General features: G+C 71.6%; 15 protein-coding genes and 2 pseudogenes. 14 read left to right on the forward strand and 3 right to left on the reverse strand.

Annotated elements, in window-relative coordinates; genetic code table 11:
- The first annotated feature begins 53 nt into the window (after positions 1-53).
- On the forward strand, positions 54-1,040 hold the full coding sequence (locus tag KWI83_RS18335; protein ID WP_218515428.1) for a sporulation protein: 987 nt from the start codon (positions 54-56) through the stop codon (positions 1,038-1,040).
- A 186-nt stretch (positions 1,041-1,226) separates the two neighbouring features.
- On the opposite strand, the pseudogene KWI83_RS18340 reads toward KWI83_RS18335, so the two are convergent.
- A pseudogene (locus KWI83_RS18340) lies at positions 1,227-1,493 on the reverse strand (M56 family peptidase); the annotation flags it as partial.
- A 279-nt stretch (positions 1,494-1,772) separates the two neighbouring features.
- Between KWI83_RS18340 and KWI83_RS18345 the strand changes: the two are divergent.
- From KWI83_RS18345 to KWI83_RS18355, 3 genes are all read left to right on the forward strand, one after another.
- Positions 1,773-2,474 (forward strand): Crp/Fnr family transcriptional regulator, encoded by a 702-nt coding sequence (locus KWI83_RS18345; RefSeq protein WP_256362440.1) that lies wholly within the window; start codon positions 1,773-1,775, stop codon positions 2,472-2,474.
- 96 nt (positions 2,475-2,570) lie between these two features.
- Entirely contained in the window at positions 2,571-3,131 is a 561-nt protein-coding gene (locus KWI83_RS18350) for a redoxin domain-containing protein (RefSeq protein ID WP_218515429.1), read from the forward strand.
- A gap of 6 nt (positions 3,132-3,137) precedes the next feature.
- A complete protein-coding gene (locus KWI83_RS18355) occupies positions 3,138-4,022 on the forward strand; it encodes a cytochrome c biogenesis CcdA family protein (RefSeq protein WP_218515430.1) in 885 nt (294 codons plus the stop codon).
- A gap of 305 nt (positions 4,023-4,327) precedes the next feature.
- On the opposite strand, the pseudogene KWI83_RS40330 reads toward KWI83_RS18355, so the two are convergent.
- A pseudogene (locus KWI83_RS40330) lies at positions 4,328-4,549 on the reverse strand (monovalent cation/H(+) antiporter subunit G); the annotation flags it as partial.
- A gap of 256 nt (positions 4,550-4,805) precedes the next feature.
- Here KWI83_RS40330 and KWI83_RS18360 point away from each other — a divergent pair.
- The 10 genes from KWI83_RS18360 (at position 4,806) to KWI83_RS18405 (ending at position 10,825) form a co-directional block, all read left to right on the forward strand.
- On the forward strand, positions 4,806-5,447 hold the full coding sequence (locus KWI83_RS18360) for a hypothetical protein (protein ID WP_308122098.1): 642 nt from the start codon (positions 4,806-4,808) through the stop codon (positions 5,445-5,447).
- Complete coding sequence (locus KWI83_RS18365) at positions 5,444-6,259, forward strand: slipin family protein (protein WP_256362441.1); 816 nt, start codon at positions 5,444-5,446, stop codon at positions 6,257-6,259. The genes KWI83_RS18360 and KWI83_RS18365 overlap by 4 nt, the downstream gene beginning before the upstream one ends.
- A 60-nt stretch (positions 6,260-6,319) precedes the next feature.
- Positions 6,320-6,769, forward strand: a complete 450-nt coding sequence (locus tag KWI83_RS18370; protein WP_218515431.1) for a DUF3040 domain-containing protein — start codon at positions 6,320-6,322, stop codon at positions 6,767-6,769.
- A 23-nt stretch (positions 6,770-6,792) separates the two neighbouring features.
- A complete protein-coding gene (locus KWI83_RS18375; protein ID WP_218515432.1) occupies positions 6,793-7,923 on the forward strand; it encodes a site-2 protease family protein in 1,131 nt (376 codons plus the stop codon).
- A 195-nt stretch (positions 7,924-8,118) separates the two neighbouring features.
- Positions 8,119-8,745 (forward strand): hypothetical protein, encoded by a 627-nt coding sequence (locus KWI83_RS18380; protein WP_256362442.1) that lies wholly within the window; start codon positions 8,119-8,121, stop codon positions 8,743-8,745.
- Between the two features lie 50 nt (positions 8,746-8,795).
- Entirely contained in the window at positions 8,796-9,122 is a 327-nt protein-coding gene (locus KWI83_RS18385; protein ID WP_218515434.1) for a hypothetical protein, read from the forward strand.
- Positions 9,123-9,201: 79 nt separating this feature from the next.
- Positions 9,202-9,507 (forward strand): DUF427 domain-containing protein, encoded by a 306-nt coding sequence (locus KWI83_RS18390; protein ID WP_218515435.1) that lies wholly within the window; start codon positions 9,202-9,204, stop codon positions 9,505-9,507.
- Positions 9,504-10,082 carry an SRPBCC family protein gene (locus tag KWI83_RS18395; RefSeq protein ID WP_308122099.1) on the forward strand — a complete coding sequence of 193 codons (579 nt, stop codon included), beginning with the start codon at positions 9,504-9,506 and terminating at the stop codon, positions 10,080-10,082. The genes KWI83_RS18390 and KWI83_RS18395 overlap by 4 nt, the downstream gene beginning before the upstream one ends.
- A 168-nt stretch (positions 10,083-10,250) precedes the next feature.
- A complete protein-coding gene (locus tag KWI83_RS18400) occupies positions 10,251-10,655 on the forward strand; it encodes a radical SAM protein (RefSeq protein ID WP_256362443.1) in 405 nt (134 codons plus the stop codon).
- Positions 10,643-10,825 (forward strand): hypothetical protein, encoded by a 183-nt coding sequence (locus KWI83_RS18405; RefSeq protein ID WP_256362444.1) that lies wholly within the window; start codon positions 10,643-10,645, stop codon positions 10,823-10,825. The genes KWI83_RS18400 and KWI83_RS18405 overlap by 13 nt, the downstream gene beginning before the upstream one ends.
- 39 nt (positions 10,826-10,864) lie before the next feature.
- Here the strand turns inward: KWI83_RS18405 and KWI83_RS18410 are convergent, their stop codons facing one another.
- Positions 10,865-11,956, reverse strand: a complete 1,092-nt coding sequence (locus KWI83_RS18410) for a PP2C family protein-serine/threonine phosphatase (RefSeq protein ID WP_218515436.1) — start codon at positions 11,954-11,956, stop codon at positions 10,865-10,867.
- Positions 11,957-12,173: the final 217 nt, after the last annotated feature.

A 12,173-nucleotide genomic window follows, 5' to 3' on the forward strand; every position in this document is an offset into this window, starting at 1 on the left:
GCGGCGCCGCACCTGAACGAAACGCACGCACGTATCAAGGAGCCGAAGCCACGATGGTGTTCAAGCGACTGCTCGGATCGCTCGGCGTGGGCGGGCCCACGGTCGACACGGTCCTCGACCCGGGAGCCGCCCGCCCCGGCGGCACGCTGACCGGACAGGTCCATCTGATGGGCGCAGACGCCGACTTCGACATCGAGCACATCACCCTGGAGCTGGTCGCGCGGGTCGAGGCCGAGCACGACGGCGGGGAGAGCGAGGGTGTCGTCGCCTTCGAGCGGTTCACCGTCGGCGGCGGCTTCCGGCTCGGCGCGGGACAGCGGCACAGCGTCCCGTTCACCGTGGCGCTGCCCTGGGAGACGCCGGTCACCGAGTTGTACGGGCAGCACCTGGGCGTCGTCCTCGGTGTGCGCACCGAGCTGGCGGTGGCGGGCGCGAAGGACAAGGGCGACCTGGACCAGCTGAACATCGCCCCGCTGCCCGTGCAGGAGGCGATCCTCGAAGCGCTCGGACAGCTCGGCTTCGGCTTCAGGTCCGCGGACCTGGAGTACGGGCGCGTCGGCGGCACCGGCCAGCAGCTGCCCTTCTACCAGGAGATCGAGCTGACCCCGGCGCCGCAGTACGCGGGGCAGGTCAACGAGATCGAGGTGACCTTCCTCGCCAACCCGGGCGGCATGGAGGTGGTCCTGGAGGCCGACAAGCGCGGCGGCCTCCTCTCCTCCGGCCGCGACGCACTGACCCGCTTCACCGTCGCCCACGACGGAGTCGAGCACCAGGACTGGAACGGCATCGTCGACGGCTGGATCCGGCAGCTGGTCGAGCATCGCGCCGCCTACGGCCACCACGGCGACCCGTATGCGTACGGTCACGGCCACGGCGATCACCACCCTCATGACGGCCACCGCTCCGGCCCCGGCATGGGCACGGCCGTCGCCGCGGGCGCTGCCGGGCTCGCGGTCGGGGTCGTCGGCGGCATGGTCGCGGCCGAAGTCGTCGACGAGGTCGGCGACTTCTTCGAGGGCGAGGAGGAAGAGGAAGGCTGACCTGGCATCGGCAGCGGGGCGGAGAGTCCGGACTCCCCGCCCCGCTGATCGCCACCAACGAGGTACGGCGACGACCTCGACAAGCTCACCGCCGACTTCGACTTCGGCAAGGTCAGCGTGCTGCAGGAGATCGCCAAGGCCCACTGCCACCGCACGAGTCGGCCTCTCAGCGGCACCCATCCCCGCTCAGAGGGGTGTCGCGGCGTGCAGGATGAAGAACATGGTCACCGCGGAGTTCGCCGACGACATCGCGGACACGGCCGTGCCCGCCGCCGCACCCCACGCCGCCAAGCCCACCGACGTGAACACCGACGGCCAGCTACGCATCAACGGAGCCGGACCCAGCAACGCCGCCACCCGACGCGGCACCGGCCCCGGCGCCGCCAGACCCGCGAACGTCACCACCGCAGTCCCCCGGGACACTGCACACGCCACCGTCCGGCGGCTGTCCACCCTCCAGCCTCGGCGCCCACCTCGTCTTCGGCCTGCTGGCCGGCCTCACCTTCTCGCTCGTCGCCCGGACGGCGGGCGGGCACACCGGCCGGACCACCGCATGACGCCGCTACCACCAGCGTCGACACCTGATCCCGGCTCGCCGCTCCGGGGTGCCGAACCTCTCCTGGGTGCCCCGGACGACTACTGTCTGGCCGACGGCGCGGGCGCGCCGACCAGCCCGGCGTGGGGCGCCTCACCCCCGCCATGGCCCCGGGACGACGCGAGGAACCACATCACATGAACCACACCGGTGACGAGGCCGAGAAGACCTGGTGCATCTCCGAGGTCGACATCTTCCGCGATCTGAGCGACGCGGAGATGGACGCCATCGCCGTCGCGGCCCCGATGAAGACCTACGGCGCCGGCGAACTGCTCTACTCGCCCTCCCAGCCCTCCGAGGTGCTGTTCATCCTCAAGAAGGGCCGGGTGCGGATCTTCCGGGTCTCCGCCGACGGCCGCGCCCTGACCTGCGCGATCATCAGCCCGGGCACCATCTTCGGCGAGATGGTGCTGCTCGGGCAGCGGATGTACGACAACTTCGCCGAGGCCCTCGACGACGTCACCGTCTGTGTGATGCGCCGCGCCGACGTCCACCGCTTCCTGCTGTCCGACGCGCGAATCTCCGCCCGGATCACCGAGATCCTCGGCCGCCGCGTGACCGACCTCGAACAGCGCCTGTCCGACAGTGTCTTCAAGTCCGTCCCGCAGCGCATCGCCACCACCCTGCTGACTCTCGCGGCCGAGACCCGCCCCAGGGTGCTCGGGGCCCGAAGTCCGCAGATCGCGCTCACCCACCAGCAGATCGCCGCACTGGCCGGAACCTCCCGCGAGACCACCACCAAGGTGCTGCGCGACTTCGCCGACCAGCACCTGATCCGCCTGGCCCGGGGCCGCATCACCGTCCTCGACGCCGAACGGCTCGCCGACCACGCGGGCTGACGTCACCGAACCGTAAGCACCCGCCCCCGTCCACACCGCCTGCCGCCCGCCTACAGTTCAGCCGACCCCGACCCGACCCGTAGGAGCCGTCTCGTCATGCGTGCCCGCCTGATCCTCCCCGGCCTGCTGGCCGCCGCCGCGCTCACCCTCGTCGGCTGCGGTACGGAGGAGACCGCATCCCCCAGCGACGCCACGGCGAGGACCGGTTCGCCGTCCGGGTCGGCGCAGGCAGGGCCCGGCACCGCGGCGGTCCCTCAGGCGCTGCGGTTCACCGGCACGACCGTGGACGGCAAGCCGTTCGACGCGGCCACGCTGGCGGGCAGGCCCACCGTGCTGTGGTTCTGGGCACCGTGGTGTCCCACCTGCAAGGCACAGGGGCCCGAAACCGCCAAGGTCGCCGAGCAGTTCGAGGGCCAGGCGCATGTGATCGGGGTGGCCGGACTCGACACGCCGCAGGCCATGAAGGACTTCGTCGGCGACACCGGGGTCGGCACCTTCCCCAACCTGGCCGACGAGGCCGGGGACATCTGGAAGAAGTTCGAGATCACCCAGCAGAGCGTCTACGTGATCCTCGACAAGGACGGCAGGACCGTCTTCACCGGCAGCCTCCCGGCCGGCAAGGGCCTCGCCGGCAAAGTCGGCCCGCTCGTCGGCTGAACCGCCATGTCCGACCAGCCCCTGGCCCTCGCCCTGACCGCGGGCATGCTCGCCGCCGTCAACCCCTGCGGCTTCGCCCTCCTGCCCGCCTACCTCTCCCTGCTCGTCCTGGGCGACGACTCCCCCACCCGCACGGCTGCCATCCGCCGCGCGCTCGCCGCCACCGCGGCCATGACCGCCGGATTCGCCGCCGTCTTCGCGCTGTTCGGGCTCGCCGTCGCCCCCGCAGCGGGCCAGGTCCAACAACACCTGCCCTGGTTCACCATCGCCTTCGGCCTGCTGCTCGCCCTGGCCGGCATCTGGCTGCTGACCGGACGTGACCTGCCCGTCCTGCTGCCCAAACTCCGCCGCGCCCCCACCGTCACCCGCTCCGCAGGATCGATGGCCCTGTTCGGCGCCGCCTACGCCATCGCCTCCCTCGGCTGCACCATCGCACCCTTCCTCGCCATCGTCGTCTCCGCCTTCCGCAGCGGATCCACCCTCGACGGCATCACCCTGTTCACCACCTACGCGGCCGGTATGGGCCTGATCGTCGGCGCCGCCGCCCTGTCCGTCGCCCTTACCCGGTCCGCTCGCGTCAGCGGTCTGCGCCGCCTCGGCTCGCTCGCCTCGCGCACCGGCGGCGCCCTGATCCTGATCGTCGGCGCCTACGTCTCCTACTACGGCTGGTACGAGATCCGCGTCCAGCACGACCCGGCCACCCAGGACCCGGTCATCGACGCCGCGGGGACGGTCCAACGCACCCTGGCCGACGCCCTGGACACCATCGGCCCCGGAGCCATCGCCACCCTCGTCGCCGCTCTGCTCGTCGGGGGCGCGGTCCTGCGCCGCCGACGTCCCGCCACCCCGGGTCGAGCACCCGCCGCCCCCGACAGCACGCCTGCCCCGTAGGCGTCACAGCCTGTCGCGTTCGTGCTGCCTGTCACGGGTCGGCGCAGAGGTGTGCGATCGGCGTCTGGCGCCGGACGCTCGTAGTGCGCGAGGGGCCGCAGTCGGCCCTTGTAGTGGTGGTGCGGGAACTCCGCCTTGCAGGTGGCCATGTCGACGTTGACCGGGCAGTCCGTCTTGCAGCCCTTGCAGGCCAGGCACAGGTCGAGGGCGTCGTGCACCTCGCGGGAGCGCCAGTCCGGCGGTACCGGTGAGTCGTTGCGGACCATCTCGAACAGCAGCACCGGGGCATGACGGAGAGGCATCTGCACCGCCGTTCCCACCAGGATCAGCAGCAGTCCGAACGTCTGGGCCTTGGCCGCGGCGTGCAGTCGGCCCACCAGGGGATCGCCGCGGCGACCAGCGCGTGGACGGCCGGCAGGAACAGCACAGCACCAACTCCTCCACGGCGTCCCGCTCCGCCGACAGGCGGTGTGCGGTCGGCTGCCGCCCAACCGCCCGTCCAGGGGGTCCACCGGTGGCAGACGCATGCGCGCCGGGCAAGGTCCGCTCGGCGGGCTTCGAGTGCGCCTTCACTTTGCCGACCCTCAGCAAGCTGGCGCACCTGAAGATGTCCGCCGATGGCTCGCTGCGGCCCGTATCCGCGCAGGTCCGCCGGGTAGTCCGGAATGGTGAGTCGCTCAGCGTCAGGAACCAGGGGGTACCGCACCCGTGCCCCGAATCCGCCCCACCGGTCTCGTCCGGAGGCTCGCCGCCCCCGCGATGAGCGCTGCCCGGACACCGAGCGTGCTCCTCACAAGGGTCGACGGCATCATCACCCCCGTCGCCGCCGACCACCTCAGGAGCGGACCGCGCCTCGCCGGGCGCGACGGCGAGGGCACGTCGGTGTCCGACCGGAAGGCCGTGCGCGCCGACGTGGTCGGCCTCGTGACGCCGTCGCGCGAAGCCCCGCTCACCGAGTTGGACGGCCGCCGCGTCGTGGTCGGTGCAGCCCCGGGCACGGGGGCCGGCGGCGTCATCGGGGCCGTCCTGCTCGTCCCCCGCTTCGTCGCGCTGAGCGTGCTGCCGTTCCACGTCGGCGGCCCGCTCCTGCTGATCCCGGCCGCGGCCCTGTCCGCCGCGGATGTGCTCACGCCCGGGGTCGGCGTCTTCGCCGCGGGCGGGATGATCCTGCTCTTCCGCGGTGACCACCACCTCGGCGGTCGGCCACAAGGACTGCTGGGCGGCGAGGCCGTCGTACGCCGGGTGGACGGCGAGCGGGGACGGGTCCTGCTCGACGGCGCGTGGTCGGCCGCCCGCGGCCGCACGGCCCCCGTCACCGAAGAACAGCACGTCCGCCTCGTGGACCTCGACGGCCTCGGCCTGATCGTCGAGAGCGCCGAGGCCGCCCATGGCGGACCGCACAGGGCACCGGAGGACGGATCATGAACTCAGGACTCCTCGGCATCGTCATCGGCGCAGCCGTCCTGCTCCTGTTGCTGATGGCCGCAGTGAAGATCGTGCCCGAGTACGAACGCGGAGTGATCTTCCGGCTCGGCAGGATCATCGGCGCCAAGGGACCGGGGCTGTTCGTCATCATCCCCGTCGTCGACCGCATGGTCCGCGTGTCCCTGCGGACCGTCACGATGGACATCCCGCCGCAGGACGTCATCACCAAGGACAACGTCACCGTACGGGTGAACGCGGTGACCTATTTCAACGTCGTCGACCCCAACCGTTCCGTCGTGGCCATCGAGGACCACATCAAAGGCACCTCCCAGATCGCCCAGACGACACTGCGCAGCATCCTCGGACAGGTCGACCTCGACGAACTGCTGATCAACCGCGACGAGATCAACCAGCGGCTGCAGCGCATCATCGACGAGGTCACCAACCCCTGGGGCGTCAAGGTCACCCTCGTCGAGGTCAAGGACGTCGAACTGCCCGAGCCGATGCGGCGCGCCATGGCCCGCCAGGCCGAGGCCGAGCGTGACCGGCGTGCCAAGGTCATCCACGCCAAGGGCGAGTACGAGGCCGCCGAGACGCTGGCGGACGCCGCGGACCGTCTGGAAGGCCACCCCGCCGCTCTCCACCTGCGGATCCTGTCCACCATGGCGGAGATCTCCGCCGAGCGGAACTCCACCCTCATCTTCCCGTTGCCGATGGAGATCCTCCGTCTCATCGACATGTTCCGCCAGCCCCAGACCCCCGTCGGCGCCGAGAAGTCGGGCGCGGAGAGGCTCACCATGGACAAGTCGTGACGCACTCGAACCCCGTTGGCTCGTTCCGGCCCGCTCCCGCAAGGCTTCGAGGAGGTTGGCATGAACCCCGAGATGGACGAGGAACGCGTCCTCGCACAGCTCGAACGACGTCTCGCCCAGGACGATCCCGCCCTCGCCGCGACCATGGACGCGCTCAACGAGCAGTTCCCCGAGGAGCCCGAAGCAGAGCCCGCCCAGAGCCATGAGGAGAAGGAGAAGCAGCACGACTGGCGGCGCACCGCCGCCACGGTCCTCGCCGTCATCGCCGCGCTGGGTCTCTTCCTCACCGCGGTGCTCAACAGCAGTTCGCACCAGGGCGACAGGGACCCGCCACCGCCGAAGGGCATGGTGCCGGGGGTTTCCGTACAGTCCCAGCGCCGCTGCCCACCGAGGACAGCGCCACGCCGGCGCCGCCCGGACCCCGGCGGCATACCCCGGTGCCTCCCCGCGGGTCAGCCCTTCCTGCCGACCGGGGAGCCGGTTCGCCTCCGCCGCTTCCAGACCGTCTGATCGCAGACTGCGGCGACCTCGTCATGAAGAACTCGCTACCCGCCGGACGGGTTTCCGGGATCCCGCTGCGCGTCCACTGGACCGTGCCGCTGCTGGTCTTCCTGTTCGGCTACGGCCTGGCCGGCGGGACGCTGCCCGCCTGGCTCCCGGGACGGTCCACGACCGCCTACACGGTCGCCGGGCTCACCGGCGCCCTGCTGCTCCTGCTGAGCCTGCTGGCGCACGAGTCGGCGCACGCCGTCACGGCCCGGCGCAAGGGCATCCCCGTCCACAGCGTCACGCTCTGGGCGCTCGGGGGCATGACCGAGATGGAGAAACCCCCCGCTCCGGGGGCAGCCCTCCTCGTTGCCGTGAGCGGACCGTTCACCAGTCTGATCGCCGGTGGAGCGGCGCTCGCTGCGGGTGCGGGACTGAGCGCGGGACCGGGCTGGCACCTGCCCGCGGCCGTGTTGGTGTGGCTGGGCTGGGCCAACCTTGTGCTGGGGGTCTTCAATCTCCTGCCCGCCGCCCCGCTCGACGGCGGACGGGTGGTGCAGGCCGTGATGTGGTGGCGCACCGGAGACCGGGAGCGGGCCGAGCGGACGGCCGGCCGCAGCGGACAGATCCTCGGCGTCCTGCTGATCGTCCTCGGCTGGATCTCGTTCCTGGGCGGCGCTTGGAGCGGACTGTGGCTGGCCCTCATCGGCTTCTTCGTCGTGATCGCCGCCAAGGCCGAGCTGCAACAGGCATCCCTGGCCTCGGCACTGAGCGGGCTCCGCGCCGCCGACGCCATGTCCAGCCCCGTCGAGACGGCCCACGACTGGATCACCGTCCAGCGATTCATCGACGATCCCGCGATCGACGCCCGCCACTCGGCGCTGCCCCTGCTGGACTTCGACGGCAGCCCCAGCGGCCTGCTTCGGCTGCCGCAGCTGGCACGTGTCCCGGCGCCGGAGCGGGAGAGGCTGCGCCTGCGCGACGTGGCGACTCCCCTGTCGCGGTGCACCACCTGCGCACCGGACGACCTCCTGGAGGACGCCCTCAAAAACCTCCGTTCGCCGGGCGGTCTGCCGATCCTCGTGCTGGACGGCCGACACCTCACCGGCATCATCACCGCACACGACATCATCCGCCTCGCCCAGCGCCGCCGGTTGCGCAGCAACGGGACCGGATGAACACCGCACAGCAGAGTGCGGTCACAGAGTGAGGCTCATGGGTGAAACGGCAGGAACTGAATCGACGCGGTCGGTTACTGTGCGCGGATGTCGAACTCGCGTACGCATGGTGGCTACCGGACGGGCGGCCTATGGGCCGGGGCAGGGATCTCGTTCGGTGCTGTGGTGGTTGGCTCAGGGGTCGCCCTGGTCGGCATGCTGGAGTTCGACGAGCGGTGCATGCAGGGGCTGACGCAGGGGCCGGGCCGACTTGTGCGGGTGCGGAATCAGGCGTTTCCACCGGCCACCATCTGCGAGTTCCAGCACGGAGAGGTTTCCTCGATCGGCGGCCAGGGAGTGCTCGGCGTACTGCTCTGGGGCAGCCTGCTGGTCATGGTCGTCTGCCTGCTCGTGGCCCTCATCGCGGAGTGTTTCGATCCGCGGCTCGGTGGCGAACTGGTGGTGCCCATGTCGAGGGCCGAGAAGCTCAGCCGCACGGGGACGGCGTTCTTCGTGACCGGCTCCGTGTTCGTCATGGTCTACGCGCTGGCCGGATGGCAGCTGTTCGCGGGACCGTCCTCGGTCTGCTCGGCAGGAGCGGACTGGGGAACCAATGCGCCAAGGACCCTGGAGTACAGCTTTTTCCCACCCCAGGCGACCTGTCAGTACACCAGCGGCATGACGCGGCGGATGAACCCCGACTGGATGGCGTCACTGGCGATGGAGTTGGCCGTTCCCGCGCTGATAGCCGGCGTCGGCTTCGCCCTTGCCCTGCGGCGCTGGGCCGTGGAACGGCGGGCGGCGCAACAGGACGCTGTTCCGGCGAGCGACCCTCGCTCCTAGCGGTGGACGGTTCGTACTCCCCATCGGCCCGGGCGCGCGATCCTGGAGACATGGAACTCGAAGTTCTCGTGGTGCCCGGGTGCCCACACCAGCGGCTTGCGGAGAATCGGCTGCGGCAGGCGCTGCAGGGCGCCGGGCTGGTGGGCGCCGGGTTCACCACGCGCGTGATCGCCGACCAGGCCGAGGCCGAGCGGTCGGGGTTCACCGGCTCTCCGACCATCCTGATCGACGGCCGCGACCCGTTCGCCGAGCCGGGCGCCTCCCCGTCGGTGGCCTGCCGGATCTACCGCACCCCCAGTGGCCCGGACGGTGCGCCCGAAGTCGATCAGCTCCGGCGGGCCCTGCAAGCGGCCGACGACACGGGCGGCGGAGTGTAAGCGCGGTCACCGTTGAGTCGGGGTCGGCGTTCTAGCGTCGCGGTATGGAACACCAGGATCTCGTCGGAGGTGACCGGTCATGATGCGCGCCGTGTGGAACGGCACCGTGCTCGCGGAGTCCGAGCGGACCGTCGTGGTGGAGGGCAACCACTACTTCCCGCCCGAGTCGCTCAACCGCGAGTGCTTCACCGAGAGCCGTGCCAGGTCCCTGTGCTTCTGGAAGGGGCTCGCCCGCTACTACACGGTGACCGCCGGTGGCCGGACCAACCCGGACGCGGCCTGGTACTACCCGCACCCCAGCCCGCTGGCCCGGAAGATCAAGAACCATGTCGCCTTCTGGAACGGTGTCGTGGTCGAGGAAGCAGCGCCGCAGGAGAGCCGGTGAGCGCCGCGCGAGGTCTGCGGGTCATGGCCTGGGCCGCCGGTGTGGGCGGCGCGCTGGCCGCCACCTACCTGGGACTGGTGACCGGAGCTGTCCCGGTCGACGTCGGGGTGGGTCGCCGGACCCGGCCGCTGGGCCCGCGGACCGTCGACATCGCGGCCCCACGCCAGACCGTGTTCGACGTGGTGGCCCAGCCGTATCTGGGCACGCCGAGGGCGATGCACGAGAAGCTGCATGTGCTGGAGCGCGGCAGTGACCTGGTGCTGGCCGAGCACTACACGCCGATCCTGCGCGGGCGGCTGAGAGCGGTGACGGTGGAGACGGTGCGCTTCACCCCGCCCGAGCGGATCGACTTCCGGCTGGTGCGCGGCCCGGTGCCGCACGTGTCCGAGTCCTTCGTCCTGGAGGAGACCACGACGGGGACGCGGCTGGTGTACGAGGGCGAGCTGGGCACCGACCTGTGGCGGGCCGGGCAGTGGTGGGGCACGGCGGTGACCGCCCGCTGGGAGGCCACGGTCGCCGCCTCGCTCGCCCAGGTCAAGGCGGAGGCCGAGCGCCGCGCCGCACCGAACCGCTGAACGCGGCCGGTTCGGTGAGCGCGCTTACCGCTCCGGCCGCCTCGGCGCCCGCAGCGTGCCGCACACGGTGCTCCGTCCCGTCCTCGGCGCGTACGGCCTGGTGCACGGCGCCCCATCCTCCGGTCGGTCTGGGCGGCGACCAGTTCGTCCGGCGCCTCGGGCGCCTCGGTGAGCGCCCGCCCGAAACCGCTGCTCGCGATCCCGCTGGCCTTCCGGACCGAGGTGAGGGACGGCTGCCCGAGCGACTGCGGGCTGTGCCCGGAGCACAAGCAGCACGCCTGCCTGGGGATCATCGAGGTCAACACCGGCTGCAGCCTGGACTGCCCGATCTGCTTCGCCGACTGCGGCCACCACAGCGGCGGCTACTCCCTCAGCCACGAGCAGTGCGAGCGGATGCTCGACGCGTTCGTGGAGTCGGAGGGCGAGGCGGAGGTGGTGATGTTCTCCGGCGGCGAGCCCACCATCCACGAGCACATCCTGCCCGCCCGCTGGAGGAGTACGCCGCGATGCTGGCCGCCGCCGGACTGCGCACCGTCCGCACCGAGCGCCACGACCGGGCCATGCTGCGCATGATCGACCAGATCGAGGCCCGGCTGAACCTGCTGCGCATGACCGCCCCGCAACGGCTCACCGACGCCGGAGTGGACCTGGACGCCGCCCCCGCCGCCCTCGCGGCGGCCCGTACGGCCGTCACCGGCGGAACCCTCGGCCACGCCCTGCCGATCGCCGAAAGGGCGTTGTGACGACCGCGGCGCCTACCCGCCCCCGGCCTCCGCGACCACTCAGCTCACCGGCGCGGATGTTCCCCCGTCCCCATGACCGTGGTACCGCAACAGCAACATCGCGGCGTCGTCGTGGGGCGGCCCGGCGGCGTGCCGGACCAGGTCCTCGCGCAGGGCCTCCAACGCGCTGCGGGCGTCGGAGTCCTTGAGCAGGTGCGCCCGCTCGCCCAGCGGGTAGAAGGCGCCACCGGCGTCCCGGGCCTCGGTGACACCGTCGGTGTACAACAGCACCTGCTCCCCGGGCATGAACGGCACCCGGTACGGCTCGGGACCCTCGCTGCCCTGCGCGCCCAGCCCCAACGGGAGCGCGTACGCGGGCGGCTGTGGAAAGTCGACCGTGCCGTCGCGGCGTACGACCATGGGGGCCGGATGGCCGTAGTTGAGGAAGACCGCCTCATGGTCCCAGCCGACCTGGGCGAGGATCGCGGTCACGAACTTCTCGCCCTCCAACTCCCGGGCGACGCTGCGCTCCAGACGCTCGCCCAGCGTCAAGAGGTCGGGCTCGTCGTGTGCGGCCTCCCGGAACGCGCCGAGCACCACGGCCGCCGTCTCCACCGCGGCCAGCCCCTTGCCCTGCACATCGCCCACGATGACCCGTATCCCGTGCGGCGAGGCGACCACCTCGTACAGATCGCCGCCGATCCGGGCCTCGGCGACCGCCGAGGTGTACGACACCGCGGCCTGCAGCGGCCCCGCGGTCAGCGGCACCGGCCGGAGCAGCACCCGCTGGGCCACCTCCGCGATGGAGCGGACGCTGGCCAGCTCGGCCTCGCGGCGGCCGCGCATCACGGCGGCGGCGACGCCCGCGCCCGTCACTCCGGCCACCGACGCCATCGCCGTATAGCCCCGGCGGCCGTCGAACAGCCCGTCGTACAGCCCGAGCCCGGCACACAGCACCAGCGCCACCAGGCCGATCAGAGCTGTACGCCGCCATCCGCCGACCAGTCCGGCGAACGCGGGTCCCAGCGACACCAGCGGCACAAAGCCGACCTCCGGTCCGGCGACGACGTCCACGACGGCCACCACCGCCATCACCACGACCGGCAACCAGGTCAGCACCGCCAGACTGGTCTGCGGTTTCTCTGCGGCCATGCCCGCTCCCACGGTGTCGCGACACTTGAGAGCCGCCTTTCCCAGGCACCCCTCCCCGTCTTTAGACTATGCAAAGACGCAGATACGAGGGTGTCGTCGCCGGGCCTTTACCCAATCGAGGCCGCGCACCGACACCTCCCGGCGGGGGCCGAGCCGCCTACCGTTCCTCGGTGTTACCCGGCCATCGCGGTACGACACCGGCTCCTCGGGGCGTAGG

The sequence above is a fragment of the Streptomyces sp. TRM70350 genome, assembly GCF_019219825.1.
In the GTDB taxonomy this organism is placed as follows: Bacteria; Actinomycetota; Actinomycetes; order Streptomycetales; family Streptomycetaceae; genus Streptomyces.

Excerpts from the sequence above, each read along its gene's own strand:
- KWI83_RS18355 (WP_218515430.1), top strand. The coding sequence starts at position 3,138 with ATGTCCGACCAGCCCCTGGCCCTCGCCCTGACCGCGGGCATGCTCGCC.
- KWI83_RS18380 (WP_256362442.1), top strand. The coding sequence starts at position 8,119 with ATGCTGGAGTTCGACGAGCGGTGCATGCAGGGGCTGACGCAGGGGCCG.
- KWI83_RS18345 (WP_256362440.1), top strand. The coding sequence starts at position 1,773 with ATGAACCACACCGGTGACGAGGCCGAGAAGACCTGGTGCATCTCCGAG.
- KWI83_RS18385 (WP_218515434.1), top strand. The coding sequence starts at position 8,796 with ATGGAACTCGAAGTTCTCGTGGTGCCCGGGTGCCCACACCAGCGGCTT.
- KWI83_RS18390 (WP_218515435.1), top strand. The coding sequence starts at position 9,202 with ATGATGCGCGCCGTGTGGAACGGCACCGTGCTCGCGGAGTCCGAGCGG.
- KWI83_RS18335 (WP_218515428.1), top strand. The coding sequence starts at position 54 with ATGGTGTTCAAGCGACTGCTCGGATCGCTCGGCGTGGGCGGGCCCACG.
- KWI83_RS18350 (WP_218515429.1), top strand. The coding sequence starts at position 2,571 with ATGCGTGCCCGCCTGATCCTCCCCGGCCTGCTGGCCGCCGCCGCGCTC.
- KWI83_RS18370 (WP_218515431.1), top strand. The coding sequence starts at position 6,320 with ATGAACCCCGAGATGGACGAGGAACGCGTCCTCGCACAGCTCGAACGA.
- KWI83_RS18405 (WP_256362444.1), top strand. The coding sequence starts at position 10,643 with ATGCTGCGCATGATCGACCAGATCGAGGCCCGGCTGAACCTGCTGCGC.
- KWI83_RS18365 (WP_256362441.1), top strand. The coding sequence starts at position 5,444 with ATGAACTCAGGACTCCTCGGCATCGTCATCGGCGCAGCCGTCCTGCTC.
- KWI83_RS18375 (WP_218515432.1), top strand. The coding sequence starts at position 6,793 with ATGAAGAACTCGCTACCCGCCGGACGGGTTTCCGGGATCCCGCTGCGC.
- KWI83_RS18410 (WP_218515436.1), bottom strand. The coding sequence starts at position 11,956 with ATGGCCGCAGAGAAACCGCAGACCAGTCTGGCGGTGCTGACCTGGTTG.